Here is a 26,170-nt window from a genome sequence, read left to right on the forward strand (position 1 = left end):
TCATGCCTCCGGCGTTTTGCCTGCACCCTTGCGGCGCAACGATTTGACGATGATTGGCATGGCCGCCAGCACACAGAGCCCCAGAATCGGGCCGATCACATGCGGCTCCCACAGGAGCGACAGGTCGGGATCCTCGCCTCGGTCGAACACGGCGCCGACACCAACACCGATCCAGGTAAAGACAATGGCGCCGGGGATGATTCCCACCGCCGTCGTCCACAGGAAGTTTCCGAACTTCACCCCGACCATGGCGGGCAGCAGATTGGCCACGAAAAACGGTACCGCCGGAACAAGGCGTAACAGCAGGAGCACCTCAATCTCGTTTTCCCGCAGCGCCTGTTTCAACATTTGCACACGTCCTTCGGCGGCTTCGAACCGGGCCGAGAGTGTTTCGCCCAGCCCCCAGCGCGCCGCCAGAAAGATGCCTGCTGCACCGATGGTGGCCGAGACCACATTGAGCGTGGTCCCGGTGGCAAGGCCGAACAGGAAGCCGCCGGTCACCGAAGCAACAGCGGCGCCGGGAAGCGAAAACACGACCATGACGATGTAAACGGCCGCAAAAACCGCCGCGAGGCCGATCAGATTCTCATCACGGAACTGCAACAGCGCCTCCCGATTGTCCCGAAGCGTGTCGAAGGTAAGGTAATCCTTCAGCGTCACGGCTCCGATCACCGCGACCACAGCCACGATAATCAAAGGCAGGTGCCGCGCGATGCCCGGCTTTTTGAGGTCTGTCATCTTGCTCTCACCCATGTCTTGGCTGTTCGGCAGGGCACGGCCACCGGGGGAGGTTCTCCCCCCTTGATCCGCCTGCCCCGGCGCCTTTTGCTGCTCCGGTGCATTTTTCTATGATCAATATGGCCCCGGCACGAGCCTGACGCATAGCAGTTCACGGGCGCTTGATCACCGGACATTTTTCGTGAGAAATCCACTAGTCCGCATGCGCGCCCTGTAACAATCCCACCGGTTTTCCTGACGCGACAGCGCCGCAGCCCCCCGAATTTTGACATAAATATTGCATGAGGGGACGAAAAGCGGCGAAAACACCGGCCAATGGGTTTGACTTGCCGCCCGATCCCTTCTAATGACCGGGCTTCGAGATTTGACCCCGGGAGGCGATTCCGCGCCCTGCCCGTAGATACAATGTGGAGACCGGAGCGATGAAACGCACCTATCAGCCTTCGAACCTGGTTCGCAAACGCCGCCACGGCTTCCGTGCGCGCATGGCCACCAAGGCAGGCCGCAAGATCCTGAACGCACGCCGCGCACGTGGCCGGAAAGAGCTGAGCGCATAAACCGCGCTCACTGCTTGATCCGCGTTGACGGTATGACACCGCCGAAGGCCCCCAAAGACGGCTCTGCCGACGACCGGGACACGCCTTCGGCGGTTTCCGTTTGTCCAGACGGCGCCGAATCCCCGCAAGGGATCGAGGTGTTGACCAAGCGCCGCGAGTTTCTTGCGGCGGCGCGCGCGCGTCGTCAGGGCAGCAAGGGCATGATGGTCCAGGGTCGCAACCGCCGGGATACCGGCGGCATTCGCGTTGGCTTCACCTGTTCAAAAAAGGTCGGCAATGCCGTTGCCCGCAACCGGGCCAAACGCCGACTGCGCGAGGTGGCTCGGATGATTCTGCCCAGTCACGGTCGCCCCGGCTGGGATTACGTGCTCATTGGCCGCGCCAATGAAACCGCCCAGCGCCCGTTCGAAGAGCTGAAACGCGACCTGATCTACGCCCTGAAGAAGATTCACGGCTGATCCTGTCTGCGGGGCCTTCCCCGGGCCCAACCTGCTTCCTATCTTGATCAACATGACCTTCTTTGCCCGCATCCTTGCCCTGCCCGTGCGCGCCTATCGGCTAATCTTTAGTCCCTGGGTCGGTTTTAACTGCCGGTATCAACCCACCTGCTCGGCCTATGCGCTGGAATCGCTGGAAAAACACGGCGCGGTAAAGGGAACATGGCTGATCCTGCGGCGAATCGGCCGCTGCCATCCCTTGGGCGGAGATGGCTACGATCCGGTCCCGGGCAGCGATCCACAGCACGAGACCGAACAAAAGAGCAAGTCACAGGGTTAAGGGGCTGCTATTCCCCACCCAGCGCCCACGACAGGCACTCTCGGCTCAAAACCTTGTGCCCCGCTTTTTTCTTGGCAAAGCCGTTTTGACAGGCTACGGGGCCGTCATGCTTGATGATGATCTGGACGAAATCCATCCGCTCTTTGCCGGTGCGCCCTCCACCACCGAATTCAAGAAGCTGCGCAAACGCATAGTCCGCTATGCCCGCGAAGCGATTGATCAATACGGCATGGTGGAACGACGCACGGACGGCACCACGCCGCGCTGGCTGGTCTGCCTGTCCGGCGGCAAGGACAGCTACACCCTGCTTGCGGTTCTATATGAACTGAAATGGCGTGGGCTGTTGCCGGTGGACCTTCTGGCCTGCAATCTGGATCAGGGTCAGCCCGGTTTTCCGGCAACGGTTCTGCCGGAATTCCTTGAAAAGATGGGCGTTCCGCACCGCATCGAATATCAGGACACCTACAGTATCGTCGTCGACAAGGTGCCACAGGGGCGAACCTATTGCGCCCTCTGCTCCCGCCTGCGCCGGGGTAACCTTTATAGGATCGCGCGCGAGGAAGGCTGCTCCGCGGTTGTGCTGGGGCATCACCGCGATGACATCCTTGAGACGTTCTTCATGAACCTGTTTCATGGCGGGCGACTGGCCACCATGCCGCCCAAGCTGGTCAATGAAGAGGGCGACCTCTTCCTGTTCCGCCCCCTGGCCCATGTGGCCGAGGCGGATTGCGAGAAATTTGCCAAGGCGATGAACTACCCGATCATCCCCTGCGACCTGTGCGGAAGCCAGGACGGGCTGCAGCGCCAGCAGGTCAAACAGATCCTGGATCAGTGGGAATCAAACAGCCCCGGGCGCCGTCAGGTTATGTTCCGGGCCCTTATGAATGCACGTCCTTCGCATCTTCTTGACCCGAAACTGTTCGATTTTGTAGGGTTGAGCGTGAAAAACCCATCAGAAACAGAAGATTTGGACAAGATTCCCGTATTGCGTTAACTCCGCAGTCAGAAGCGGATCATAGTCTTTGCATGCACCCCTGTGCAGAAGGTGAAAGGTCCGCTCATGCCAAAACTCAATTCAGGTCTGCTGACGCACATCCGGAGAAAGATCGCTCCCGCGTTGTTCACGCCTCCTGTCTTGGCGTTTCTGCCTGCCCTGACACTGGCGACCTTCTGGATTGGCGGCGAGGCTGCGCTGCTTTGGGTGGCCCTCGGCCTTCCCATTCTCTTCGCGGCCCTTGGCGGCTTTGACCGCTCACGTAATCGCGGCACACCCCGGGATAGCATCACCGGCATGATGCTGCGCGAAGGGTTCGAACTGGGTGTGCGCGACGTGTTCGAGGATACCTCTGATACCGGGCTGCGCTCGGTGATCTACATCATCGAAATCGACGATTACAAAAACGTGGTGGATCGCTACGGTCAGGAAGCCGGCGATCAGATCATGCAGCGTTGCGGCGACCGCATCGCCAGCACCCTGCGCAACAAGGATATCGTGGCACGGATCGGCGACAGCAAATTCGGTATCTGCCTGACGCCCGTGTTGCAGCTGGACCTGGAATCCTGCGTGCAGTTGTCCGGCCGCATGCAGGCCTCGGTCGAAGAACCGATCTCGCTTGATGGCACATCGGTTTATATCTCCTGCTCCATCGGGTTCTGCCTGCGCAGCCGTGCGCCGGGCACCAAACCTTCCGACTGGGTCGCTGCCGCAGCCACCGCGCTGGCCGAGGCGCAGCAAAATGGCCCCTCGGGCATCCGGGTCTATTCCGCAGATATCTATCACCGCACCAAAGCGCGCTGTAATCTGCGCGACGAAGTTGCCGAGGCGCTGGAAACCGGTCAGATCATGCCCTGGTTCCAGCCCCAGATCTCAACGGATACCGGACGAGTGTCCGGGTTTGAGGCGCTGGCCCGCTGGATGCATCCGGTCCGCGGCCTGATCCCGCCTCATACCTTCCTGCCCGCGCTGGAAGAGGCCGGGCTGATGGAGCGATTGAGCCAGGTCATGCTGTTCCACTCTCTCACCGCCATCAAGGCATGGGACGCGGCTGGTGTGGAGGTTCCCTCTGTCGGGGTGAACTTTGCCACCCAGGAGCTGCGCAACCCCGGCCTTGCCGACAATATCCGCTGGGAGCTGGAACGCTTTGGCCTGTCGTCGGACCGCCTGTCGGTCGAAATTCTGGAAACCGTCATGACGGACCAGCCTGACGATGTGGTCACCCGCAATATCGCAGCGCTCAGCGCCATGGGTTGCCGGATCGAACTGGATGATTTCGGCACCGGCCATGCCTCGATCTCGGCGGTGCGACGCTTCAATATCTCCCGGATCAAGATCGACCGCTCTTTCGTGATGAAATCGGACCGCGATCCGGAGCAGCAGAAACTGATTGCTGCGATCCTGACCATGGCCGAACGCCTGGACCTGGAAACCCTGGCCGAAGGCGTCGAAACCGTCGGAGAACACGCGCTGCTGTCGCAACTGGGCTGTGACCATGTTCAGGGCTTTGGCATCGGCCGCCCGATGCCCTTTGACCAGACTCTGGACTGGATCACCGCGCATCAGTCCAAACTGCAGGACGCACCGGCCATTGGACGGCAAAACCCCTGATTTTTTGGATTTCCCGGCGCCGGGGGCGGAATGCCGCCCCTGTTTTCCCGGATTCCGCTTGACCTTTGGGGTCCACCTCTGTTGAACCACACCCTGTCATTCCATGCACGAGGTGGCGGTCCCCAATGGACGATCAGAACAAGAATCTCATTCTCGCAACAGCACTCAGTTTCCTGGTGATCCTTGGGTGGTACAGCTTTTTCCCGCCGCCGGAACCGGAGCCTGCTCCGGAAACCGTGGCGAATGAAACGGCTCCTGCGGGAGACACGGCAGCTGCGCCCGGCGCAGCCCAGCCCGATACCGCGGTCAGCACCCAGCCCAGCGAAGAGGCCCAGGCCCCCGACGCTCCGCGCCTGACCATCGATACCCCACGCCTGGCGGGCAGTATCTCGCTTCAGGGTGGGCGGATCGATGATTTGGCGCTGAAAGACTACCACGTCGAGTTGGCAGAGGACTCCGACATCGTGCGGGTGCTGTCCCCGGTGGGCGAGGACAATGCCTTTTACGCGCTTTATGGCTGGGCACCGGGCACCGGGCTTGGCTTTGACGATGTTCCGGGCGCCAATACCGTCTGGTCTGCGGACGAAGGCCAGGTTCTGACACCGGACAGCCCGGTAACCCTGACCTGGGACAACGGCAAGGGCCTGACCTTTACCCGTACCGTCGCAGTGGATGAGGATTATCTGTTCTCGGTCACCCAATCGGTTCAGAACGCCACCGGCGCCACCGTGGCCCTGGCACCCTATGGCACCCTGGCGCGTCACGGCGAACCTGCGAATCTGAAAAACTTCTTCATCCTGCACGAAGGCGTCGTCGGCATGGCCGACGGAGAGCTGGCGGAAATCGATTATGGTGACATGGCCGATTTCGACCCCGATCCGCGTGATGGATCGCGCGCCGAGGTCAAGCAGGTCGAATCCAACGGCTGGCTCGGCTTCACCGACCACTACTGGATGTCCACGCTGATTCCCGAACCCGGTCAGGGCTTCCGCTCGATCGCGAAATACGACGAACGGCGCGAAATCTACCAGACCGACGTCGTGCTGCCGACCGCGACCCTCGCCGATGGCGAAAGCAGCGAAGTCACCACCATGCTGTTTTCCGGCGCCAAGGAATGGGCGACCATCCGTGGCTACCAAAAAGACGGCATCGAAGGCTTCCTCGACAGCATCGACTGGGGTTGGTTCTTTTTCCTGACCAAACCGATCTTTGCCGTCCTGCACTGGCTGCACGCGATGATCGGCAACATGGGCTGGTCCATTATTGGCCTCACCATCTTCATCAAGATCCTGGTCTTCCCGCTGGCATATAAATCCTATGCCTCGATGGCGAAGATGAAGGAACTTCAGCCGCAGATGGAAAAGCTGAAAGAGCGCGCAGGCGACGACCGTCAGAAGCTCCAGAAAGAAATGATGGAGCTCTACAAGAAGGAAAAGGTAAACCCCGCTGCGGGCTGCCTGCCGATCCTGATCCAGATCCCGATCTTCTTCTCGCTCTACAAGGTGATCTTCGTCACGCTGGAACTGCGGCACGCGGCCTTCTTTGGTCCCTTCCAGGACCTCAGCGCGCCCGATCCGACCTCGTTGATGAACCTCTTCGGCCTGCTGCCGTTCTCTGGCCCCGAGCCCGGAACCATCTTTGCCACCGTGTTCATCGGGATCCTGCCCATCCTTCTGGGTGTGTCCATGTGGCTGCAGCAGAAACTGAATCCGGCGCCCACCGATCCGACGCAAAAGATGATCTTTGCCTGGATGCCTTGGGTGTTCATGTTCATGCTTGGCGGTTTTGCTTCGGGTCTGGTGGTTTACTGGATTGCGAACAACACCATCACCTTTACGCAGCAGTATCTGATCATGCGCAGCCACGGGTATAAACCGGACGTGTTTGGCAATATCAAATCCAGCATGAAACGCGCCCCCAAGACGGAAGACAAATGACAGACACCGTTACAGAAATCTGGCGCCACCCGGTCAAATCACACGGCCGGGAAGCGCTGGAAACGGTAACACTGACCGCCGGGCAGACCATGCCCGGCGATCGTGTTTGGGCGGTGGCGCATGAGGCCTCTACCGCCGATGGCAGCGCATGGGTGCCCTGTTCCAATTTCAGCCGTGGCGCCAAGGCGCCGCAACTGATGGCGATTGATGCCAGCTACGACGAGGCCACCGGCCACGTCACGCTGCGCCATCCCAGCCGGGGCGAACTGACCTTTGATCCCGACGCCGCAGAGGACCTGCCCCGGTTTCTTGATTGGGTGGCCCCGCTGATGCCCGCAGAGCGCGCCGCCTCGGCGCGTATCGTTCGGGTGCCGGGGCGTGGCATGACTGACACCGATTTCCCCTCGGTGTCGCTGTGCAACCTTGCCTCGCACCGCGCGGTCGAGGCGGCGATCGGTCATGAGCTGTCGCCACAACGCTGGCGCGGCAACATCTGGTTCGATCTGGGCACGCCCTGGGTGGAAAACGAATGGCTGGGCCGTGAGGTGCATATCGGGGAAGCGGTCTTTGCGGTGCGCGAACGCACCCGCCGCTGCATGGCGACAACCGCCAACCCGGCCACCGGCGAACGCGATGCCGAAACGCTGAAGACCCTGAACAGTGCCTTTGGCCATCAGGATTTTTCAGTCTATGCAGAGGTCGTGCGCGGCGGAACTATCCGCCTTGGCGATCTGGTAAAGGTGCTCTGATGCAAATGCAATTTTCCCTGGCCGAAGCGCCGGACGAGGCAACCGCCGAAAAGGGCCGCAAACTCTTTGCTGGCCAGTCCGAATTCCTGAAAGGCGTGGTCGCCATGTCGGGCCTGCCCGAAGCCGACCGGGTCGAGGTCTGCTTTGCCGGGCGCTCCAACGTGGGCAAGTCGAGCCTGATCAACGCGCTGACCGGCACCAAGGGGCTGGCGCGCGCCTCCAACACCCCGGGCCGCACGCAAGAGATCAACTATTTCACCCAAGGTCCCGATCTCTACCTCGTCGACCTGCCCGGCTATGGCTATGCCAATGCGCCGCTGGCGGTGGTGGAGAAATGGCAGAAGCTGCTGAAACGCTATCTCAGCGGGCGTCAGACCCTGCGCCGCGCCTTTGTGCTGATCGACAGCCGCCACGGCATCAAGAAGGTCGATGACGAGATCATGGCGCTGCTGGACAGCGCTGCGGTGACCTTCCAATGCGTGATGACCAAGGCCGACAAGGTCAAGGCGAAGGATCTGGATAAGGTGATGGAGCAGGTACGTAGCGCCCTGTCCAAACACCCGGCGGCCTATCCTGAAATCGTGATGACCTCTTCTGAGAAGGGCGAGGGAATCGCCACGCTGCGCTCGATCATCTCCGGCATCGACTAAGCCATTCGGCGCCCGTCAAACATGCTGGGCGCCGTTCACTTCGATCTCCGCCCCGGAGATATATGAGCTCCCTTCAGAGCAGAGGAAGTAGATCGCAGAGGCGACTTCCTCGGGCTGGCCCAGACGCTGCATCGGCAGTTTTTCCACGATATGTTCGGTCCCCGGTGACAGGATGGCCGTTTCCACTTCTCCCGGCGCGATGGCATTGACCCGCACGCCGAGCGGGCCGAAGTCATGCGCCATCTCCCGCGTCAGTGCTGCCAAGGCAGCCTTTGACGTGGCATAGGCCGCCCCGGCGAATGGATGCACCCGGCTGCCCGCGATTGAGGTCACGTTGACCACGGAGCCCTTGGCGGCTGCCAGTTCATCCTTTAGCCCCCGCGCTAGCACCACCGAGGCAAAGAAATTGACGTGGAACACCTTGCCCCATGTCATCAGATCGGTGTCGAGCGTGTTCAGCCGTTCGCCATCCGGCCCTTTGGGGGAAATCCCCGCATTATTGACCAGTGCATCCAGCCGCCCGTTCAGACGTTCCTGAATGACCCCAACCGCATTAATGGTGTCCGAAGGGTCCGACAGGTCCAGTTGCACGTGATTCTCTTCTCCGCCGCCCCAGGGGCATTCCTGCGGAAACGGGTGGCGGGAACAGGTGATCACCCGCCAGCCTTCGGCATTGAAATGCCGCACGGTGGCATGGCCAATGCCGCGGCTGGCTCCGGTCAGCAAAAGGGTCTTCTGGCTCATGGGGTGGGTTCCGGTCTGAGGGCTATACGGCCTGACCCTATCATTCCCGCACCGCGCTGCAACGGCGCACTTGGCACAGGGCGCAGAACCGCGTAACACCACTTGCCAGAGGGACCCAGCCATGAAGAAGCAAGATATGAACCGCGATTGGATTGCAACCGCCGAGACACTGTCCAGCGCCCTGCCCTATATGCAGTGCTATGACGGTGCCATCGTCGTGATCAAGCTCGGCGGACACGCCATGGGCAGCGACGAGGCCATGGAAACCTTTGCCCGCGATATCGTGCTAATGCGACAGGTCGGAGTGAACCCGGTCATCGTGCATGGCGGCGGTCCAATGATCAACGCAATGCTGGACAAGCTTCAGATCAAGTCCGAGTTCGTCAACGGCAAGCGGGTCACCGACAAGGCCACGATGGAAGTGGTTGAGATGGTCCTGTCCGGTCTGGTCAACAAACGCATCGTCCAGGCGATCAATGCACAGGGCGGTATGGGTGTTGGCCTGTCAGGCAAGGATGCGGATCTGATCACCTGCGAAGAGACCAACCCGGATCTGGGATTCGTCGGCACACCGGTAGAAATGAATCCGGCGGTGCTGCACCACCTGTTCGAGAATGACATCATTCCTGTCATCGCTCCGATCGGCGCGGGCCGCAATGGCGAGACGTTCAACATCAACGGCGACACCGCCGCCGGGGCGATTGCCGAATCCCTCAACGCTGATCGCCTGCTGCTGCTGACGGATGTGTCCGGCGTGAAAAACGCCAGCGGCGAAGTGGTTACCGAGCTGAAGGCCGCCGATGTCGAGGAAATGACAAAGGCAGGCGTCATCGCAGGCGGCATGATCCCGAAGACGGAAACCGCCCTGTCAGCGGTCCGAAACGGTGTCCGGGCCTGCACCATCGTCGATGGACGGGTGCCGAATGCGGTGCTGCTGGAGCTGTTCACCGATCATGGCGCCGGGTCGATGATCCGGGCCTGACCCGCACGGGTGACATCAAGACAGTATTGAAACCGCCCCTCCCCCGGGCGGTTTTTCTTTGGGATCACGGGTCCAGAGGCTACATTTGGCTACCATCACCCAGGGAAGCCTATGACATCCGCACCCAGTTATCAGGAGATCGAGCGCGCCGCCAAACACCGCGACCTTGCTGTGCTTGGCGCCCTACACCCGCGCCATAACCCAGTTCAGGACCTGAAGGGCGGTACGCTGGTCCTCCTAGGCCTTCTGGGGCCGGAATGCTGGACCCGCATCACCGGCGCGCCGGAGTTCAGCGATGCTGCGACCGATCCGCTGGACCGATGGTCTGAGCGGATCATCGACGCCTTGGCGACAGATACCGGAGCCACCGCCCACTACCCCTTTGGCGGGCCGCCCTATACGCCCTTCATCAACTGGGCGCTGGCCTCGGGGCGGGCTTTCACATCCCCGTCGCACATGCTGGTCCATGATACGGTTGGCATGATGATCTCGTACCGGGGAGCGCTTCACTTGCAGCAGGAGATCGATCTACCACCGCCTCCTCTGGCGCAGTCCCCCTGCGACAGCTGCGTGGCCAGACCCTGCCTCAGCACCTGTCCGGTGCAGGCGTTGGTGGCGGGTGGCCCCTACGGTGTTACCGCCTGCCACAGCCATCTGGACACCCCGGAGGGCGCTCCTTGCCTTGAAAACGGCTGCCTTGCCCGGCTTGCCTGCCCCCTTAGCCAGGGGGCCAGTCGCGACCCGGTGCAATCGGCCCATCACATGAGCTATTTTCACAAGACATGACCTGCACACTTATTCTGACCCGCCACGCTAAATCCGCCTGGGACACCAGCGCCCCCAGCGACCATGCCCGCCCGCTGAACAAACGGGGCCGCGCCTCGGCCAAGGCATTGGGCGACTGGCTGCGGGACATCGATCAGTTGCCGGGACAGGTGCTTTCTTCCTCTTCGCAGCGCACGCGGGAAACCTATCAGTTGATGGATCTCTTCGCCCCGGCTGTCTTTACCGAACGACTGTTCCACGCCAGCCCGGAGATCATCTTTGAGGTTCTGAAACAGGCCGAACATCCGCGAACCATGATCCTGTGCCACAACCCGGGCATTGCCGCATTTGCCCATGCCATCGTAAGCCATCCGCCAGACCATTCGCGATTTGACGACTACCCCACCGGCGCCACGCTGATCGCCCGCTTTGACATCGACCGCTGGAGCGATCTGACCTGGGGCAGCGGCAAGGTGGTGGATTTCATCGTGCCACGCGAACTTTTGGGCGCCTGAGCCCCCACAATAAGAAAAACCCGCCGGAATATCCGGCGGGTTTCTTATTGGCGCAATGATCGGGAAGATCAGTGACCCAGGATCTGGCTCAGGAAGAGCTGGGTACGTTCGCTTTGCGGGTTGTTGAAGAAGGCTTCCGGCTCATTCTGCTCAACGATCTGACCCGCATCCATGAAGATAACCCGGTTCGCCACCTGACGGGCAAAACCCATCTCGTGGGTCACGCAAAGCATGGTCATGCCCTCTTCCGCCAGTTCGATCATGGTGTCGAGCACCTCTTTGATCATCTCGGGGTCAAGCGCCGAGGTTGGCTCATCGAACAGCATGATGCGCGGCATCATGCAAAGGGAGCGCGCGATCGCCACACGCTGCTGCTGACCACCGGACAGCTGGCCCGGGAACTTGTTGGCTTGATCGGGGATCTTGACCTTTTCAAGGAAATGCATCGCCCGCTCTTCGGCTTCCTTCTTGGGCGTCTTGCGAACCCAGATCGGCGCCAGCGTGCAGTTTTCCAGAATGGTCAGATGCGGGAACAGGTTGAAGTGCTGAAAGCACATGCCAACCTCGGACCGAATCTTGTCGATGTTCTTCAGATCCGACGACAGCAGCGTGCCATCCACGGTGATCGCCCCCTGCTGGTGTTCTTCCAGCGCGTTGATGCAGCGGATCAGTGTCGATTTACCAGAGCCGGACGGGCCGCAAATCACGATCCGTTCGCCCTCATAGACCGTCAGGTTGATATCGCGCAGCACGTGAAAGGAGCCGTACCACTTGTTCATTCCGTCAATGGTGATCGCGACTTTGTCGGATACCTGCATTTGTGAAGTGCCAGTCATGTCTTGGCCTCCTTATCGGTGATCGGTCGCAAGGCGGCGTTCCAGCCATTGCGAGTATTGTGAGATGCCGTAGCAGACGACAAAGAACAGAGCGGCAGCGAAGCCCAGAAGCTCCCAGTAGACGCCATTCCATTCGGTCGAAGCGAGGATCGGTCCGCGGATCATACCCACCAGGTCGAACATCGAGATGACCGACACCAGCGTGGTATCCTTGAACAGACCCACGGCCACGTTGACGATGCCCGGGATCGAGATCTTCAGCGCCTGCGGCAGGATGATCAGACGCATCGCCTGCGGGTAATCAAGCCCCAGCGAATCCGCAGCCTCATACTGCCCTTTGGGCAGGGCCGCGAGACCACCACGGATCACCTCGGCGATGTAGGCCGCGGAGAACATAGTGATCATGATGACCACACGCAGGAACAGGTCCACAGTGGCATCAGGCGGGAAGAAATAGGCCAGCATCACCGACGCCACGAACAGCAGCGTGATCAGCGGCACACCGCGCACGAACTCGATGAAGACCACGCAGATCCATTTGATCAGCGGCATGTCAGACTGACGGCCCAGCGCCAGGGCAATGCCCAGCGGCAGGGACAGCGACACACAGGTCACACCCAGCATCAGGTTCAGCATGAAGCCACCCAGATCACGCGAAGGCACCGCTGGCAGCATCGCATTGTCCGACGCCCCTTCGGGGATCAGCAAGCTGCCCAGCCACCAGATGATCAGGGCTGCAGCAATGCCACCAAAGAAGCCCGCGGCGAAGGAACCCCGTCCATAGATCTGGAACACCACGCCGCCAACAATGAACCCCAGAAGGGCCAGGATCGGCGCCATGATTGTGCCACCCCAGATCAGCCAGAAGGCAATAAAGGGATAGAGCGCGGTGAAGATCAGCATCTTGCGGGGTAAATCGAAGAACAGCACTGGCGCAATCGCCACCAGCAGCAGAACCAGCGCCAGGTTCGGGCGCCAGTAGAACTCTGCCGGGTATTTGAACCCGTAAAGAAGCTGGTGCCAGCGTTCGGTCAGAACCGAGAAACAGGCCCCGACCTTGCCATCCAGAACCTCGCGGCACTCATTCAGCGAGTTGGTCGTCCACACGCCATTCACCAGCCAGGGCACGGTGTTCTGCAGGATCATGTAGATCAGGGTCAGCGCCACAAGGGTCAGGATCCCGTTGGGAATGCTGGAGAACAGGTTTTCCCGCAGCCACCTGACCACGCCAGCCTGGCTGGCAGGCGGCGGTGAGGGCGGAATGGTGCCTTCGGCGACAAAGGCAATCTGATGGGTTGTCTTGTCACTCATGGCTTAGCGCTCCTTCAGCTTCACGGAGGCGTTGTAGATGTTCATCACCATCGAGATGACCAGTGATGCCGTGAGATAGAACAGCATCAACAGGAGCACGCATTCGATCGCGCGTCCGGTCTGGTTGAGGGTAATGCCGCCCAGGGTCGCGGTGATATCCGCATAGCCCACGGCGATCGCCAGCGAGGAGTTCTTGGTGATGTTGAGATACTGCGAAATCAGCGGCGGAATGATCACCCGCAGCGCCTGAGGCAGAATCACCAGGTTCATGATGCGTCCGGGCCGCAGTCCCAGCGCGGCCGCCGCTTCGGTCTGGCCCTTGGAGATCGCCTGGATCCCTGCCCGCACGTTCTCGGCGATAAAGGCACCGGTGTAGATCGAAAGTGCGAACCACAGTGCGATCAGCGGACCGCCGATCTTGATACCGCCCTGGAAGTTGAACCCTTTGAGTGCGGGAACTTCCCAGGTCAGCCCCATGATGAGCATCAGCAGGATGAATGGCACCAGCCAGACGCCCAGCACCATCAGCAGCGTCTTGGGGCGCACGCCGGTGGCTTCCTGTTTCGCGGTCGCCCAGGTCTCGATCCGGCGGGTGACGAACAGCGAGCCGATCAGAACCGCCAGCACCAGAACCCAATTGAGGGCGGTGGAAGCAAACAGACCGCTCTCGAACCACGGCATCGGAATGTAGACACCCCGGTTGGTGAAGGCGAAGAGTTCCAGTAGCATCGTCGAATCCGGATTGTCACCGCGGAAGGCCCGCGGTCCCGGCAATACGGCGGTCATGATCGTAAAGATGATGATGATCCAGATCAGAACCGGAATGTTGCGGAAGATCTCGACGTAGACCGCCATCAGCTTGGAGACGAGCCAGTTGTTGGACAGACGCAGAACGCCGGCGATCACGCCGAAAATCGTCGCCGTCACGCAGGCAAGGAAAGCAACCAGAAGCGTATTCAGAACGCCCACAAGGGCGGCACGCCCGTGGCTGTCCTGGTTGTCATATTCGACAAGCCGCTGGTTGATATCATAGCCGGCGGGATTGCCCAGAAAGTCATAAGAGATGTTGAGGCCCGCGGCGCGCAGGTTCTGGATCAGGTTATTCCCCAGATACCAGATCGAAAGTGCAAGCAGGAGCGCGGCAATCGCCTGAAAGGTCAATGAACGATAGCGGGTATCGTTGATCAACATAGACAGCCGGAACCCGTCCTGTGGAGGGTCAGAGAGAGTTGACATGTAAAGAGATCCCCGAGGCTACAGATCTGTGTCCCGGCAGGGTTTTCCCCTGCTCCGCAGAAATCCGAAGCTCATTTTTTTTCAGATAGGAAAAGGGCGCAGGATATCCTGCGCCCTTTTCGTTTTATGCTTACCGGAACGGCGGCGAGTACAGCAGACCACCTTCGGTCCACTGTGCGTTCAGACCACGGGCCAGACCGATCGGGGTGTCCTCACCGATGTTCTTGGCGAAGATTTCGCCATAGTTACCGCCAGCGGCGATTGCGTTTTTAGCCCAGTCAGCCGACAGACCCAGCATCTCGCCCAGGGTACCTTCGGTGCCCAGCAGACGGTTGATTTCGGGGTTGTTGGTGCCTGCGGACATTTCAGCCAGGTTGGCCGAGGTCACGCCCAGCTCTTCGGCGGTGATCAGAGCGTTGAGGGTCCAGCGGACCACGTCGCCCCATTCGTTGTCGCCGTGGCGGACAAGCGGACCGAGCGGCTCTTTGGAGATGATCTCGGGCAGCAGCACGTGGCCTGCCGGATCGTCAAAGGTTGCGCGGGTCGCGGCCAGGCCGGATGCGTCGGTGGTGTAAACGTCACAGGCGCCAGCCAGATACTGCTGTTGTGCTTCGGCATTGGTTTCGATCGGAACCGGCTCGTAGCTGATGTTGTTCGAGCGGAAGAAGTCCGCCAGGTTCAGCTCGGTGGTTGTACCGGTCTGGATGCAGACGGTTGCGCCGTCCAGTTCCTTCGCCGAGGAAACACCCAGGTCCTTGGGAACCATGAAGCCTTGGCCGTCGTAGTAGTTCACGCCGGTGAATTCGAACTTCAGATCAACGTCGCGCGAAAAGGTCCAGGTGGTGTTACGCGCCAGCATGTCGATTTCACCCGAGGCCAGAGCCGTGAAGCGGGTTTTGCCGGTGGTCGGCACGAATTCAACAGCGGTCGAGTCGCCCAGAGTGGCCGCAGCAACAGCGCGGCAGACGGCGACGTCAAAACCTTCCCATTCCCCATTCGCATTCGGAGCAGCAAAACCGACCAGACCGGTGGTGACGCCGCAGTTCAGTTTGCCGCGGGCTTTCACATCGTCCAGCGTACCGGCAGCAGCTGCACCAGCTGCAATCCCGGCCACGGTCAGCGCGCCCAAAAATACGGATTTGTTCATTTTTACCTCTTCCTGATGTTCCACCTGTACTGGTGGTTTTTTTCCGCCGTTAGCCATACCGGAACGACGGGATCTAGGGAAAACACCTAAATCACAGGGAAGTTTGGGCGGATTCATAAACAAACGTCAAGGGTTGGATCACCAAATTCGATGGACGCATAGCGAACAGGGGGGCGATTGTTAAAATTTTTCGCTCAACCGTCCCGCTGTGATATTTCCTGTCTCACGTCCTATCCCGGCGGCTGTCTCAACCCGAGAAATCGTAGAACCGTTTAGCGTGCAAAAAAGAATCACGCTTCAGTTCTGCTGTGGTTTGCGCCTCTTCATCGACGCCCCACTGCTCTTCCTGCCAGCGTTCATCCAGCCGGGACAACTGCCAGATCTCCTCGGCGTCGCGCCAGTCCATAGCCGCGGCAAATCCCAGGATCAGAGACCCCGACATCCCCACGAGATCGTGAAACCCGGCGAGCTGAAATGGGGTCATCCCATGCACCCGGGCGCGCAGGTCAGCAATAGTGGCCGCATCCTGCGGCTGATGAAGAACACCGCTGCGCGGATGCAAGCGTGCGCCCAGGGTCTGATGCGCCCAGTCGAGCGCCGGATCCCATTCCTCGGCCTGACGGGCGACCAGTTCCTTCGGGCTATCGGCCCGGTAGCACAGCAAATCGGAATCGCCATATTCAGCCAGCATATCGGCCACTTCGGCGTGCTGATGGGTCACCTTGTCGATGGCAGCATTGGCCGAGCGGGTAAAAGGCATGGTGGCAGGATTGACCGATTCGGTCTGCGCGTCCCACTCCGCCGCGATGGCTTCGGCCATCTGCTGCGAGGGGACTTCAAGCAGAGCCTTTGCCGGGGTTTTAACCCGGCGCCCGTCCAGTTCGACGGTATAGCCGTCATCCGTTTCGGCGACTGCCGTGGCTTTCCAGAATCGTTTCGGTGCCCATTCGCTCATTGTCTTATGCCTTCCAGATCTTCTCTAGCAGCGGTTCCAACTCGGTAAAACTGCCGATCATATGGTCTGCCTGCAGCCGCTCTGCCGGGTGATAACCCCAGTCCACAGCGATGGTGGTGACCCCGGCCGCGCGGCCCATATCCATATCAAAGCTGGTATCGCCGATCATCACCGCATGGCGTGCGTCCACTCCGGTTTCAGCGAGCGCCGTCAGCACCATCGAGGGATGCGGTTTGGACGGGTGGTGATCGGCCACCTGTCGGGTCACGAAACAGTCCAGATCATGCGCCGCGATCAGCGCATCGAGGCCCCGCTGTGATTTCCCGGTCGCGACACCCAAAAGGTATTCGGGCACCGCGTGCAGGGCGTCCAAAGCCTCCCGTGCGCCCGGAAACAGCGGCGAGTGCCCCGCCCCTGCAGCCTGACGCGCCGACATATAAGCCTGCTTGTAGCCATCCACCAACGCAGCCTGCGCCGTCGCGCCAGCCTCGGGCGCCAGCTGTGCCATGGCCTGCGGCAGCGACAGCCCGACAATCGACAGGACCGCATCGCGCGAAGGTGCGGGCAGATCCACCGTCGCAAAGGCCGCGCTCATCGCGCTGGTGATGGCTGCCTGACTGTCGGCAAGGGTGCCATCCACATCGAACAGTACCAGCCGCAGCGGGGCACTCATAGGAGGCCCTCGAACGGATCCTCCGCCGCCAGATCCTCGGTCCAGCCAAAGGTATCCCAGCTGTCTTTCATATGCTCGGGCAACGGCGCGGTGACCGAGATCTGCTTTTTCGTCACCGGGTGCTCAAACGCCATCCGGCGGCAATGCAAATGCAGCTTCTTGCTGATGATGCCACCCAGTTGTGCGCCCCAACCGTCGCCCAGGTTTTCCTGACCCGAGCCACCGTATTTGCCATCGCCGACAATCGGATGGCCGATCTCGGCCATATGCGCGCGCAGCTGATGGGTGCGGCCGGTGACCGGCTCCATCGCCACCCAGGAAGCGCGCCCCGCCATCCGGTAGAGCGTGGCATAAAAGGTATGCGCCCGCTTGGCCCCTGGCGTGCTGTCGATCTCGGAAGGGTGCACCGCGATCATTTTTTCGCCTTCGCCGCTGCGACCATGGCCGCCCGCCTTTACAAGACCGGCCTTGATTTCGCCCAGGTATGGCGTCGGAACGCCGGCAACCAGCGCCCAGTAGATCTTGCGCGTGTTGCGGTGGCGGAAGGCGGCGGTCAGCGCCTGCGCGGCTGCCCGCGTTCGCGCCAGAACCAGTACACCCGAGGTATCCTTGTCCAGCCGATGCACCAGTCGGGGTTTTTCATCATAGCCAAAGCGCAGAGCCTCGGACAGGCCATCCACGTGTTTGGTGGTGCCGCTGCCCCCCTGCACCGCCAGCCCGTGCGGCTTGTTCAGCACGATGACATCATCGTCTTTGTAGATCACGCAATCGCGGATCATCTTGGCATCCGCATCCGAGATCCGCCGCTTTTCCGGCGTGATCGGCTGATGATCGGCCGACGGCAGCGGCGGCACACGCACGGACTGCCCGGCCTCAACACGGGTGCTGGCCTTGACCCGGCCACCGTCAATGCGGAGCTCACCCTTGCGGCACATCTTCTCGATGCGGCCCTGGCTGACATGCGGGAACAGGCGCCGCAGCCAGCGGTCCACGCGCTGGTCCGCATCCTCTTCGGTGACGGTAATTGTCTGAACGCCGCTCATGCGAAAACTCCTCTGGCGGCCATCAGGCCCAAGAACAGACCGCCAACAGACAGTCCCACAGACAGCACAATATAGAGAGCCGCCTGCCCCATTGCACCCCGTTCGATCATATTCGCCGTCTCAAGCGAGAAGGCCGAGAAGGTCGTGAAGCCACCCAGCATGCCAGTCATCACAAAAGGGCTGAGATGGGTCAGCCCTTTGTGCGCGGCGGTGACAGCAAAGACCCCCATGATGAAGGAGCCGATCACGTTGACCGTGATGATGGCCAAGGGAAAATCGCCATGGCCGAACAGTCGGACCACGCCAAGCCCGGTCAGATAGCGGCAGGCGGCCCCAAGGGCGCCGCCAAGGGCGACATATAGAACGGTGAGATACATGCGCGGTCTGTCGCGCGGCGGGCCACGGATGTCAAGTTTTCAACGCGCAAGGCGGCCAAACGCAAAATTCATGCCAACCTTCCAGTGGGTGGATGTCTTGTCAGACCTGCAGGCCCCCTTAGTTTGTCAGCCATCCACTGGGAGGAGACCCTTATGCCATCTCGCCGTTCCTTTCTCGCCAGCCTTGCCGCGCTGCCGCTTTTGCCCCGCAGTGGCTGGGCCGCGGCGCCGGTTCAGCTTGTGCTGGCGCCCCTGCAGCAGCAGATCGCGCCCGCGCAATATGGCAAGACAGATCTTTGGGGGGTGAACAGCAGCATGCCGGGACCGGCCCTGCAGGCCCGGCAAGGGGACCGGCTAAAGGTTCAGGTCAACAACGGGCTGCCACAAGAAACCTCGATGCACTGGCACGGCATCCGCATCGAAAACGCCATGGACGGCGTACCGGGGCTGACGCAGGACCCCATCGCGCCGGGCGCAGAGTTTACCTATGATTTCGCCCTGCCGGATGCCGGGACCTATTGGTACCATTCCCACGCCCAGTCGGTCGAACAGGTGGAGCGCGGCATTCAGGGCCCACTGATCGTGGCCGAACACGACGCCCCCGATGTGGATCAGGATCTTGTTCTAATGCTGGATGACATCCGCCTCATGCAGGATGCGGCGGTGGACCCGGTGTTCGACCACCCCCACGACATGTCCCACGCCGGGCGCATGGGCAATGTGATGCTGACCAACGGCCAGATCGAGGCGCGCTACCCCGTGCAGCAGGGCGACCGGCTGCGCCTGCGGCTGATCAACAGCGCCAATGCCCGGATCTTTGCCCTTGGGCTGCAGGGGCTGACAGGTTGGATCATGGCTTATGACGGCATGCCTCTGACAGCGCCGGAAGATATCCCCGACCAACTGCTGCTGGCACCCGCGCAGCGGATCGACCTGATCGTCGATGTGACGGCCGACGCGGGCGAGGATGCCTTTCTGGTGCAGTTCGAACGCGATGGCGGTTACGCGCAGGCGAGCTTTCCGGTCTCTGCCGGAACCAAGAGCACCCGCAACATGCCCGCACCGCTCCCACCCAACCCGGACCATGCGATCACCCTCGGCAATGCGCGCAGTGCGACCCTGCGCATGGAGGGCGGCGCCATGGGCGGCATGCGGGCCGCTGAGTGGCAGGGAGAGACGCAAGGCATGCGCTCGCTAGCGCAGGCGGGTCAATTCTGGGCGCTGAATGGCGTGGTCGGGCGACCGAACGCCCCGCTTGTGCGCGCGTCCATTGGCGAGACGGTCAAACTCACCATGGTCAACGACACTGCCTTTCCCCATGCGATGCACCTGCACGGAATGCATTTTGCCGAAGTCCTGCCGGACGGCGGGCTTGGCCCCCTGCGCGATACGCTGTTGATGCTGCGCGGGGAGACACGGACCGTCGCATTCAACGCCCACAACCCCGGCAAATGGCTGCTGCATTGCCATATGCTGTCGCATCACGCGGCGGGCATGGGCACCTGGGTCGAGGTCACCGCCTGACCTGATCCGCCCGTCACCCGGTCAACTGTTCCGCTGTAGCCGCAGCTTGGCAAAGAACTCGGTCCGCCGTTTCAATTCCCGTTCAAACCCGCGCTCGACGGGCTGATAGAGAACCGGACGTTTGACGCCTTCGGGGAAATAGTTCTGCCCGGAAAAGCCATCCTCGGCATCATGATCATACTGGTAGCCCGCGCCATAGCCCTGTTCGGTCATCAGCTTGGTCGGGGCATTCATGATATGTTTCGGTGGCGGCGTGCTGCCCGTTTCCTTGGCCAGACGCCGGGCGGCCTTGTAGGCCATGTAGCCTGCGTTGGTCTTTGGCGCGAGTGCGAGGTAGATCACCGCCTGCGCCAGCGCCAGCTCCCCTTCCGGGCTACCGAGCCGTTCGTAGGTCTCCCAGGCTTGCAGACAGACCGCCTGTGCCTGCGGGTCCGCCAGCGCGATATCCTCGACCGCCATCCGGGTCAGCCGCCGGGCCAGAAAACGTGGATCCTCGCCACCCTCCAGCATGCGCGCATACCAGTAAAGCGCCGCATCGGGATCCGAGCCGCGCACGGATTTGTGCAGCGCCGAGATCAGGTTGTAATGCTCCTCGCCAGATTTGTCGTATTTCGCCGCCCGCCGCATCAGCCGGGTCGCCAGCGCCTCTCGCCCGAGAGGCGCCTCAACCCGCCAGGCAGAGACCTGTTCGATCAGATTGAGCAGCGCACGCCCATCGCCATCCGCCATTTCCTGCAGCGCGTCGCGCGCATCGCCGGTCAGCGGCAGCGCCCGGCCGAGTTCCTTCTCGGCGCGCTGGGTCAGCAGTTCCAGATCCGCCAGCGGCAGGCGTTCCAGCACCAGCACCTGCGAGCGCGACAACAGAGCGGCATTCAGCTCAAAACTCGGGTTTTCGGTGGTGGCCCCGACCAGAAGGATGGTGCCATCCTCCATATGCGGCAGGAACCCGTCCTGCTGCGCCTTGTTGAAACGGTGGATCTCATCAACGAACAGCAGCGTGCCCTGTCCATTGGCGCGCCTGTGCTTGGCCGCCTCGAACACCTTCTTCAGATCCGGTACGCCAGTGAAGATGGCCGAGATCTGCACGAAATGTAGATCGGTTTCCTGAGCAAGAAGCCGCGCGATGGTGGTTTTCCCCACCCCCGGCGGCCCCCAGAACACCAAAGAGGACAGTGATCCCGATGCCAGCATGACACCCAGTGGTGCCTCCGGTCCCAGCACCTGCTGCTGGCCGATCACCTCGGACAGGGAGCGCGGGCGCAGACGGTCCGCCAGCGGCCTGTTCGGTTCTTCGCCGCCCGTGGGCTGTGGCGCGTCGCTGTCAAAAAGATCTGCCATGGATCAGAGCCGGAAACGCAGGCTGACGCGCTGCCCGCGCCGCAACAGGTCGATAACCAGCCAGCCCTGCGTGCGGCCCATCAGATCGACCACATCCTGCGGCGCCGTGACAGCCTCGCCATTGATCCCGAGCAAGACATCGCCCCGCTGCAGCCCTGCCCGTGCGCCATAAGGCCCCGGATCGGCGATCACCACACCTTCGGCCGTCAACGGCAATTGCAAATCCACGATGAGCCGCGGGTTAATGCGCGCCACCGTCAGCCCGGGCAGTGGGCTGCGTTCGCCCAGTTGCACTGGGTCGGCCGCAGGATTGTCCGGGGCGCTGTACATCTCGACCCGCACCACTTTTTTCTCACCGCCGCGCCAGCGCGCCACGTCCGAGCTGCCGCCCAGACCGGCAATGGTCATGCGGAACACCATCTCGGAGGGTGAATTTACCGGCTCGCCGTCCACCTCGATCACCACGTCACCAACCTCAAACCCGGCCTTGGCAAAGGGGCTTTCGGGGTGGAGTTCGGAGATTAGCATGCCTTCAGGGCGTGACATCCCCAGCGAGGCCGCCAGATCCGCATCCACCGGTTGCCCGGTCATCCCTGCCCAGGGGCGCTGAAAGCTTTCCGCGCCCGCGCGGGCCTGATGCAGGAACTCCCGCACCAGATTGGCCGGAATGGCAAAGCCGATGCCGTTGGATCCGCCCGAACGGCTAAGGATCCGTGTGTTGATCCCGATGAGCTCGCCATTCACGTCGATCAGCGCCCCACCAGAGTTGCCGGGATTGATCGGCGCGTCGGTCTGGATGTAATAGCCAAAACCTTCTCCGGTGCCGGTGCCCGTGCGCGCCAGCCCCGAAATGATACCGCTACTGACCGTCTGCCCCACACCAAAGGGATTGCCGATGGCCAGAGCCAATTCGCCGACCTCAACCTGATCGCTGTTGCGCAGATTGAGGAACGGCAGGCCCTCTGCATCTTCAAGCCGCAGGATCGCCAGATCGCTGGCCTGATCTGCGAGGACCACGCGGGCGTCATATTCGTGCCGGTCAGTGGTCACGACGCGGATTTCCGTCGCCATTCCAACCACGTGGTAATTCGACACAACGATGCCATCCTCGGCAAGGATCACCCCCGACCCCAATGAGTTCTGCACCCGGGGGCGCGGGTTGGAAAAACTGCGGAAGAAATCGTCAAAGAAGGGATCGCCCGCAAAAGGCGATGCCTGCGGCGCCTCGGTCACGATCTTGGCGTAGATATTGACCACTGCGGGGGCCGCCTGTTTCACAAGCGGCGCAAACCCAAGTGAAATCTCAGCCTGCGACTGCGGCACCCGCGTTTCGGCGGGGGCCTGCGTCCCCAAAGCAAGAGCCAGCATCAGAGCGGTCAAAACAGCGCGGATCATATCGCCTCCATTCCTCGGTCAGAACAGGATATGCGGAGGCTGGCAGCGGAATGCAAGCGCAGCAACGGCGCCAGTCGCGGTCCCCTGCCGGACCGGCACGTGAGGACAGAAATGAAAAAGCCCCTGCAGGCACAGCTGCAGGGGCCAGAATGACAGACCGTTGTGGCCTGTAATTTATTATTCGTCGTCGGCAGCCGCTTCGGCTTCGGCAACGCGCGCCTTGTCGGCAGCGCCCTTGGCATTTACGTCGCGGTCAACGAATTCGATGATCGCCATCGGCGCCATGTCGCCATAACGGAAGCCGGCTTTCAGGATACGGACGTAACCGCCCTGACGATCCTTGTAGCGCGGGCCCAGAACGTCGAACAGTTTCGACACATACTGGTCTTCCTTCAGACGCGAGGCGGCGTTCCGGCGGGAGTGCAGGTCGCCTTTTTTCGCCAGCGTGATCAGTTTTTCAACGATCGGACGCAGTTCTTTTGCCTTGGGCAGAGTGGTTTTGATCTGCTCATGCTCGATGAGCGAGCCAGCCATGTTTGCAAACAGAGCCTTGCGGTGCTCATGGGTGCGGTTCAGGCGGCGATATCCACGTGCGTGACGCATTTTCTAGTTCCTTCTAAAGGTTTTGCTTTGTCTGTCAGCCGATGCGTGTCAGCTGCTCTCCTTGGGGCGGGTTTGCCCTGATTGTCCCCACCAGCGTGGGCATTTGTAGTTGGGGAGGACTTGCGCCCTCCCCTTATTCTCAGAACGAATCTTCGAATTTCTTGGCCAGATCTTCGATGTTGTCCGGCGGCCAGTCCTCGACATCCATGCCAAGGTGCAGGCCCATGCCCGACAGCACTTCTTTGATCTCGTTCAGCGACTTGCGGCCGAAGTTCGGCGTGCGCAGCATCTCTGCTTCGGTCTTCTGGATCAGATCGCCGATGTAAACGATGTTGTCGTTCTTCAGGCAGTTTGCCGAACGCACCGACAGTTCCAGCTCGTCCACTTTCTTCAGCAGAAGCGGGTTGAACTCGAGACCATCGTCCTCGTCCTGGCGGCCAGCCGATTCCGGCTCGTCGAAGTTGACGAAAATCGACAGCTGGTCCTGCAGGATGCGCGCAGCATAAGCCACGGCGTCGTCCGGCGTCACGGAACCATCGGTTTCAACCTTCATGGTCAGCTTGTCATAGTCCAGAACCTGACCTTCACGGGTCGGCTGAACGTCGTAGGAGACCTTTTTCACCGGCGAGTAGATCGCATCGATCGGGATCAGACCGATGGGTGCGTCTTCCGGTTTGTTCTTCTCTGCCGAAACGTAGCCTTTGCCGGTGTTGACGGTCAGTTCCATGAACAGATCCGCACCATCATCGAGGTGGCAGATCACGTGGTCACGGTTCAGAACTTCGATACCGGCGCTTTCCGAGATATCACCAGCGGTGACAACTGCGGGGCCTTTGGCATTGATCGACAGGCGCTTGGGGCCTTCGACTTCCATGCGCAGCGACACACCTTTGAGGTTCAGGATGATGTCGGTGACATCTTCGCGAACGCCAGCGACGCTGGAGAATTCGTGCAGAACATTGTCGATCTGAACGCTGGTGATGGCTGCGCCTTGCAGCGAGCTCATCAGGACGCGGCGCAGTGCGTTGCCCAGTGTCAGACCAAAACCACGCTCAAGCGGCTCTGCAACGATGGTTGCCTGCCGTGCGGGGTCATTGCCCGGCTTCACGTCAAGCTGTGTCGGCTTGATCAGCTCTGCCCAGTTTTTATGGATCATGCAGTCCCTCCATTCCTGTCCGTACCCCATGTCCGAAGGTGCAGACGCCCGAGGTTTAAAATGACGTACTGGGGCCCGACAAATCAAGCGGGGCCCCAGCGAAAGTCGTAAATAATTAGACGCGGCGGCGCTTTGGCGGGCGGCAGCCGTTGTGCGCGATCGGGGTCACGTCACGGATCGAGGTGATGTTGAACCCGATTGCGGCCAGGGCGCGCAGTGCGGATTCACGACCCGAACCGGGGCCCTGAACTTCGACTTCGAGGGTTTTAACACCGTGATCCTGAGCTTTTTTGCCTGCATCTTCTGCAGCCATCTGCGCCGCATAGGGCGTGGACTTACGGGAGCCCTTGAAACCCATGGTGCCAGCGGAGGACCAGGAAATCGCGTTACCCTGAACGTCAGAGATCAGGATTTTGGTGTTGTTGAACGAAGAGTTCACATGTGCAACGCCGGTGGCGATGTTCTTGCGCTCTTTACGCTTCGTGCGGGATTTATCGCGTGCCATTGATCAAACCCTCCCTTACTTCTTCTTACCAGCGATGGCCTTTGCGGGGCCTTTGCGGGTGCGAGCGTTGGTGTGGGTCCGCTGACCGCGAACGGGCAGGTTACGACGGTGGCGCAGGCCACGGTAGCTACCCAGGTCCATCAGACGCTTGATGTTCATGGTCACTTCACGACGCAGGTCACCTTCAACGGTGTAGTTTGCGTCGATGTGCTCACGGATGGCCAGAACTTCGGAGTCGGACAGCTCGTTGACGCGACGGGTTGCGTCGATGCCAACGGCTTCACAGATGGCTTTCGCCGAAGTGTTGCCGATTCCGGTGATATAGGTGAGGGCGATGGGGACCCGTTTGGCAGTCGGGATGTTTACGCCGGCAATACGTGCCACGTGTCACTTTCCTTTTCGTTGCGGTTCCGTAACTCCAGAACCTTTTTTCACAACACCTGATGACGCCCCGAGAGGCTTTTCATCAGATAATGTATCGAGGTACTCACGCGGCACGGAATCGGGCCGCCTGGATTGATTCCCAAGAGGGATGGGCTTCCCTATTGAGAATTCCGCATGTCGTCAACCCGGCGCCCGGCGGAAACGTCAAAGTTTATGGGCCCAGGGGCAACATCCTCCCACATCGCCTGCATCCTGCCCGGACGACGTCAATCGGTGCAGGAATAAAACCGCGTCGTGTATTCGTTGCTGTCGAACAGTGCGATCTCCCCCGGGGCTTCTTCACTCATCACGAAGGTAAACAAGGTTGGCATGAAAACCGGCCCGGGCGTCTGGCAATGCCCCACATGGGTCGTAACCTGATAGCCGTCCCAATGATACTGCAGATCCGGCTCGAAACTGCAGAAATACTCCATTGAGCTGAAGCCGTCCTCCTCCAGGATCAGCCCACCGTCATTGGCAAAATCCATCAACCGGTCCTGCTCCTCCGCGTTTGTCGGGCAGGCGGAGGGATCATTGACGAAATAACGTTCGGCAAATCCGGGGGCCGTCGTCGCCAAACAGAGAACAGCCGCGGCGGTGATCACGGAACAGGTGGGAGTCGTCATTGG

Annotated in this window: 29 protein-coding genes; 12 read left to right on the forward strand and 17 right to left on the reverse strand. The window is 60.9% G+C overall.

Going from position 1 to position 26,170, the window contains the following annotated elements:
* Positions 1–738: a TVP38/TMEM64 family protein gene (locus tag AC5SSZ_RS13945; protein WP_335645307.1), complete on the reverse strand. Its 738-nt coding sequence runs from the start codon at positions 736–738 to the stop codon at positions 1–3.
* Positions 739–1,160: 422 nt separating this feature from the next.
* Here AC5SSZ_RS13945 and rpmH point away from each other — a divergent pair, with 422 nt between their 5' ends.
* The 8 genes from rpmH (at position 1,161) to yihA (ending at position 8,013) form a co-directional block, all read left to right on the forward strand.
* Positions 1,161–1,295 carry a 50S ribosomal protein L34 gene (gene rpmH, locus AC5SSZ_RS13950; protein ID WP_008554144.1) on the forward strand — a complete coding sequence of 45 codons (135 nt, stop codon included), beginning with the start codon at positions 1,161–1,163 and terminating at the stop codon, positions 1,293–1,295.
* Positions 1,296–1,327: 32 nt separating this feature from the next.
* Positions 1,328–1,753: a ribonuclease P protein component gene (gene rnpA, locus AC5SSZ_RS13955; RefSeq protein WP_065271426.1), complete on the forward strand. Its 426-nt coding sequence runs from the start codon at positions 1,328–1,330 to the stop codon at positions 1,751–1,753.
* Between the two features lie 52 nt (positions 1,754–1,805).
* Positions 1,806–2,072, forward strand: coding sequence for a membrane protein insertion efficiency factor YidD (yidD, locus tag AC5SSZ_RS13960; RefSeq protein ID WP_274836228.1), 267 nt, complete (start codon positions 1,806–1,808; stop codon positions 2,070–2,072).
* A gap of 106 nt (positions 2,073–2,178) precedes the next feature.
* Positions 2,179–3,066, forward strand: a complete 888-nt coding sequence (gene ttcA / locus AC5SSZ_RS13965; protein ID WP_065271428.1) for a tRNA 2-thiocytidine(32) synthetase TtcA — start codon at positions 2,179–2,181, stop codon at positions 3,064–3,066.
* 66 nt (positions 3,067–3,132) lie between these two features.
* Entirely contained in the window at positions 3,133–4,677 is a 1,545-nt protein-coding gene (locus tag AC5SSZ_RS13970; RefSeq protein ID WP_065273587.1) for a putative bifunctional diguanylate cyclase/phosphodiesterase, read from the forward strand.
* A gap of 125 nt (positions 4,678–4,802) precedes the next feature.
* Positions 4,803–6,614: a membrane protein insertase YidC gene (yidC, locus tag AC5SSZ_RS13975; protein WP_065271429.1), complete on the forward strand. Its 1,812-nt coding sequence runs from the start codon at positions 4,803–4,805 to the stop codon at positions 6,612–6,614.
* Positions 6,611–7,363: an MOSC domain-containing protein gene (locus tag AC5SSZ_RS13980; RefSeq protein WP_495438399.1), complete on the forward strand. Its 753-nt coding sequence runs from the start codon at positions 6,611–6,613 to the stop codon at positions 7,361–7,363. Before yidC ends, AC5SSZ_RS13980 begins: the two co-directional genes overlap by 4 nt.
* Positions 7,363–8,013, forward strand: coding sequence for a ribosome biogenesis GTP-binding protein YihA/YsxC (gene yihA / locus AC5SSZ_RS13985; protein ID WP_065271431.1), 651 nt, complete (start codon positions 7,363–7,365; stop codon positions 8,011–8,013). Before AC5SSZ_RS13980 ends, yihA begins: the two co-directional genes overlap by 1 nt.
* A 15-nt stretch (positions 8,014–8,028) precedes the next feature.
* Here the strand turns inward: yihA and AC5SSZ_RS13990 are convergent, their stop codons facing one another.
* Entirely contained in the window at positions 8,029–8,757 is a 729-nt protein-coding gene (locus tag AC5SSZ_RS13990; protein WP_065271432.1) for an SDR family NAD(P)-dependent oxidoreductase, read from the reverse strand.
* Positions 8,758–8,878: 121 nt separating this feature from the next.
* Between AC5SSZ_RS13990 and argB the strand changes: the two genes are divergently transcribed.
* The 3 genes from argB (at position 8,879) to AC5SSZ_RS14005 (ending at position 11,019) form a co-directional block, all read left to right on the forward strand.
* Positions 8,879–9,739 carry an acetylglutamate kinase gene (argB, locus tag AC5SSZ_RS13995; protein ID WP_495438402.1) on the forward strand — a complete coding sequence of 287 codons (861 nt, stop codon included), beginning with the start codon at positions 8,879–8,881 and terminating at the stop codon, positions 9,737–9,739.
* A gap of 111 nt (positions 9,740–9,850) precedes the next feature.
* A complete protein-coding gene (locus AC5SSZ_RS14000) occupies positions 9,851–10,525 on the forward strand; it encodes a ferredoxin (RefSeq protein ID WP_495438404.1) in 675 nt (224 codons plus the stop codon).
* Positions 10,522–11,019 carry a SixA phosphatase family protein gene (locus AC5SSZ_RS14005; RefSeq protein ID WP_065271435.1) on the forward strand — a complete coding sequence of 166 codons (498 nt, stop codon included), beginning with the start codon at positions 10,522–10,524 and terminating at the stop codon, positions 11,017–11,019. The genes AC5SSZ_RS14000 and AC5SSZ_RS14005 overlap by 4 nt, the downstream gene beginning before the upstream one ends.
* A gap of 68 nt (positions 11,020–11,087) precedes the next feature.
* On the opposite strand, the gene AC5SSZ_RS14010 is transcribed toward AC5SSZ_RS14005, so the two are convergent.
* The 8 genes from AC5SSZ_RS14010 to crcB form a co-directional block, all read right to left on the reverse strand.
* Positions 11,088–11,837: an amino acid ABC transporter ATP-binding protein gene (locus AC5SSZ_RS14010; RefSeq protein WP_490363271.1), complete on the reverse strand. Its 750-nt coding sequence runs from the start codon at positions 11,835–11,837 to the stop codon at positions 11,088–11,090.
* A 30-nt stretch (positions 11,838–11,867) separates the two neighbouring features.
* On the reverse strand, positions 11,868–13,166 hold the full coding sequence (locus AC5SSZ_RS14015; RefSeq protein ID WP_274834283.1) for an amino acid ABC transporter permease: 1,299 nt from the start codon (positions 13,164–13,166) through the stop codon (positions 11,868–11,870).
* A 3-nt stretch (positions 13,167–13,169) separates the two neighbouring features.
* Positions 13,170–14,402: an amino acid ABC transporter permease gene (locus AC5SSZ_RS14020; protein WP_495438407.1), complete on the reverse strand. Its 1,233-nt coding sequence runs from the start codon at positions 14,400–14,402 to the stop codon at positions 13,170–13,172.
* A 130-nt stretch (positions 14,403–14,532) separates the two neighbouring features.
* Positions 14,533–15,549: an amino acid ABC transporter substrate-binding protein gene (locus AC5SSZ_RS14025; protein ID WP_274836222.1), complete on the reverse strand. Its 1,017-nt coding sequence runs from the start codon at positions 15,547–15,549 to the stop codon at positions 14,533–14,535.
* Positions 15,550–15,796: 247 nt separating this feature from the next.
* Complete coding sequence (locus tag AC5SSZ_RS14030) at positions 15,797–16,504, reverse strand: ATP12 family chaperone protein (protein WP_495438409.1); 708 nt, start codon at positions 16,502–16,504, stop codon at positions 15,797–15,799.
* A gap of 4 nt (positions 16,505–16,508) precedes the next feature.
* Positions 16,509–17,177 (reverse strand): HAD-IA family hydrolase, encoded by a 669-nt coding sequence (locus AC5SSZ_RS14035; protein WP_495438411.1) that lies wholly within the window; start codon positions 17,175–17,177, stop codon positions 16,509–16,511.
* Positions 17,174–18,220: an RluA family pseudouridine synthase gene (locus AC5SSZ_RS14040; protein WP_495438413.1), complete on the reverse strand. Its 1,047-nt coding sequence runs from the start codon at positions 18,218–18,220 to the stop codon at positions 17,174–17,176. The genes AC5SSZ_RS14035 and AC5SSZ_RS14040 overlap by 4 nt, the downstream gene beginning before the upstream one ends.
* Entirely contained in the window at positions 18,217–18,597 is a 381-nt protein-coding gene (crcB, locus tag AC5SSZ_RS14045) for a fluoride efflux transporter CrcB (RefSeq protein WP_065271442.1), read from the reverse strand. Before crcB ends, AC5SSZ_RS14040 begins: the two co-directional genes overlap by 4 nt.
* Positions 18,598–18,750: 153 nt before the next feature.
* Between crcB and AC5SSZ_RS14050 the strand changes: the two genes are divergently transcribed.
* A complete protein-coding gene (locus AC5SSZ_RS14050; RefSeq protein ID WP_495438416.1) occupies positions 18,751–20,121 on the forward strand; it encodes a multicopper oxidase family protein in 1,371 nt (456 codons plus the stop codon).
* A gap of 21 nt (positions 20,122–20,142) precedes the next feature.
* Here the strand turns inward: AC5SSZ_RS14050 and AC5SSZ_RS14055 are convergent, their stop codons facing one another.
* From AC5SSZ_RS14055 to AC5SSZ_RS14085, 7 genes are all read right to left on the reverse strand, one after another.
* Complete coding sequence (locus AC5SSZ_RS14055) at positions 20,143–21,459, reverse strand: replication-associated recombination protein A (RefSeq protein WP_495438418.1); 1,317 nt, start codon at positions 21,457–21,459, stop codon at positions 20,143–20,145.
* A gap of 3 nt (positions 21,460–21,462) precedes the next feature.
* Positions 21,463–22,854 carry a trypsin-like peptidase domain-containing protein gene (locus tag AC5SSZ_RS14060; protein ID WP_495438419.1) on the reverse strand — a complete coding sequence of 464 codons (1,392 nt, stop codon included), beginning with the start codon at positions 22,852–22,854 and terminating at the stop codon, positions 21,463–21,465.
* 177 nt (positions 22,855–23,031) lie between these two features.
* Entirely contained in the window at positions 23,032–23,457 is a 426-nt protein-coding gene (gene rplQ / locus AC5SSZ_RS14065; RefSeq protein WP_065271446.1) for a 50S ribosomal protein L17, read from the reverse strand.
* Between the two features lie 139 nt (positions 23,458–23,596).
* Positions 23,597–24,613 (reverse strand): DNA-directed RNA polymerase subunit alpha, encoded by a 1,017-nt coding sequence (locus AC5SSZ_RS14070; RefSeq protein WP_065271447.1) that lies wholly within the window; start codon positions 24,611–24,613, stop codon positions 23,597–23,599.
* 115 nt (positions 24,614–24,728) lie between these two features.
* Positions 24,729–25,118: a 30S ribosomal protein S11 gene (gene rpsK, locus AC5SSZ_RS14075; protein ID WP_065271448.1), complete on the reverse strand. Its 390-nt coding sequence runs from the start codon at positions 25,116–25,118 to the stop codon at positions 24,729–24,731.
* 15 nt (positions 25,119–25,133) lie between these two features.
* The gene (gene rpsM / locus AC5SSZ_RS14080) at positions 25,134–25,502 is read right to left on the reverse strand and encodes a 30S ribosomal protein S13 (RefSeq protein ID WP_065271449.1); all 369 of its coding nucleotides are present in this window, start codon (positions 25,500–25,502) and stop codon (positions 25,134–25,136) included.
* A 266-nt stretch (positions 25,503–25,768) separates the two neighbouring features.
* On the reverse strand, positions 25,769–26,167 hold the full coding sequence (locus AC5SSZ_RS14085) for a hypothetical protein (RefSeq protein ID WP_495438422.1): 399 nt from the start codon (positions 26,165–26,167) through the stop codon (positions 25,769–25,771).
* Positions 26,168–26,170: the final 3 nt, after the last annotated feature.

This window comes from Phaeobacter sp. CC-HEC084 (assembly GCF_059429255.1).

Excerpts from the sequence above, each read along its gene's own strand:
- AC5SSZ_RS13945 (WP_335645307.1), bottom strand. The coding sequence starts at position 738 with ATGACAGACCTCAAAAAGCCGGGCATCGCGCGGCACCTGCCTTTGATT.
- rpmH (WP_008554144.1), top strand. The coding sequence starts at position 1,161 with ATGAAACGCACCTATCAGCCTTCGAACCTGGTTCGCAAACGCCGCCAC.
- rnpA (WP_065271426.1), top strand. The coding sequence starts at position 1,328 with ATGACACCGCCGAAGGCCCCCAAAGACGGCTCTGCCGACGACCGGGAC.
- yidD (WP_274836228.1), top strand. The coding sequence starts at position 1,806 with ATGACCTTCTTTGCCCGCATCCTTGCCCTGCCCGTGCGCGCCTATCGG.
- ttcA (WP_065271428.1), top strand. The coding sequence starts at position 2,179 with ATGCTTGATGATGATCTGGACGAAATCCATCCGCTCTTTGCCGGTGCG.
- AC5SSZ_RS13970 (WP_065273587.1), top strand. The coding sequence starts at position 3,133 with ATGCCAAAACTCAATTCAGGTCTGCTGACGCACATCCGGAGAAAGATC.
- yidC (WP_065271429.1), top strand. The coding sequence starts at position 4,803 with ATGGACGATCAGAACAAGAATCTCATTCTCGCAACAGCACTCAGTTTC.
- AC5SSZ_RS13980 (WP_495438399.1), top strand. The coding sequence starts at position 6,611 with ATGACAGACACCGTTACAGAAATCTGGCGCCACCCGGTCAAATCACAC.
- yihA (WP_065271431.1), top strand. The coding sequence starts at position 7,363 with ATGCAAATGCAATTTTCCCTGGCCGAAGCGCCGGACGAGGCAACCGCC.
- AC5SSZ_RS13990 (WP_065271432.1), bottom strand. The coding sequence starts at position 8,757 with ATGAGCCAGAAGACCCTTTTGCTGACCGGAGCCAGCCGCGGCATTGGC.
- argB (WP_495438402.1), top strand. The coding sequence starts at position 8,879 with ATGAAGAAGCAAGATATGAACCGCGATTGGATTGCAACCGCCGAGACA.
- AC5SSZ_RS14000 (WP_495438404.1), top strand. The coding sequence starts at position 9,851 with ATGACATCCGCACCCAGTTATCAGGAGATCGAGCGCGCCGCCAAACAC.
- AC5SSZ_RS14005 (WP_065271435.1), top strand. The coding sequence starts at position 10,522 with ATGACCTGCACACTTATTCTGACCCGCCACGCTAAATCCGCCTGGGAC.
- AC5SSZ_RS14010 (WP_490363271.1), bottom strand. The coding sequence starts at position 11,837 with ATGCAGGTATCCGACAAAGTCGCGATCACCATTGACGGAATGAACAAG.
- AC5SSZ_RS14015 (WP_274834283.1), bottom strand. The coding sequence starts at position 13,166 with ATGAGTGACAAGACAACCCATCAGATTGCCTTTGTCGCCGAAGGCACC.
- AC5SSZ_RS14020 (WP_495438407.1), bottom strand. The coding sequence starts at position 14,402 with ATGTCAACTCTCTCTGACCCTCCACAGGACGGGTTCCGGCTGTCTATG.
- AC5SSZ_RS14025 (WP_274836222.1), bottom strand. The coding sequence starts at position 15,549 with ATGAACAAATCCGTATTTTTGGGCGCGCTGACCGTGGCCGGGATTGCA.
- AC5SSZ_RS14030 (WP_495438409.1), bottom strand. The coding sequence starts at position 16,504 with ATGAGCGAATGGGCACCGAAACGATTCTGGAAAGCCACGGCAGTCGCC.
- AC5SSZ_RS14035 (WP_495438411.1), bottom strand. The coding sequence starts at position 17,177 with ATGAGTGCCCCGCTGCGGCTGGTACTGTTCGATGTGGATGGCACCCTT.
- AC5SSZ_RS14040 (WP_495438413.1), bottom strand. The coding sequence starts at position 18,220 with ATGAGCGGCGTTCAGACAATTACCGTCACCGAAGAGGATGCGGACCAG.
- crcB (WP_065271442.1), bottom strand. The coding sequence starts at position 18,597 with ATGTATCTCACCGTTCTATATGTCGCCCTTGGCGGCGCCCTTGGGGCC.
- AC5SSZ_RS14050 (WP_495438416.1), top strand. The coding sequence starts at position 18,751 with ATGCCATCTCGCCGTTCCTTTCTCGCCAGCCTTGCCGCGCTGCCGCTT.
- AC5SSZ_RS14055 (WP_495438418.1), bottom strand. The coding sequence starts at position 21,459 with ATGGCAGATCTTTTTGACAGCGACGCGCCACAGCCCACGGGCGGCGAA.
- AC5SSZ_RS14060 (WP_495438419.1), bottom strand. The coding sequence starts at position 22,854 with ATGATCCGCGCTGTTTTGACCGCTCTGATGCTGGCTCTTGCTTTGGGG.
- rplQ (WP_065271446.1), bottom strand. The coding sequence starts at position 23,457 with ATGCGTCACGCACGTGGATATCGCCGCCTGAACCGCACCCATGAGCAC.
- AC5SSZ_RS14070 (WP_065271447.1), bottom strand. The coding sequence starts at position 24,613 with ATGATCCATAAAAACTGGGCAGAGCTGATCAAGCCGACACAGCTTGAC.
- rpsK (WP_065271448.1), bottom strand. The coding sequence starts at position 25,118 with ATGGCACGCGATAAATCCCGCACGAAGCGTAAAGAGCGCAAGAACATC.
- AC5SSZ_RS14085 (WP_495438422.1), bottom strand. The coding sequence starts at position 26,167 with ATGACGACTCCCACCTGTTCCGTGATCACCGCCGCGGCTGTTCTCTGT.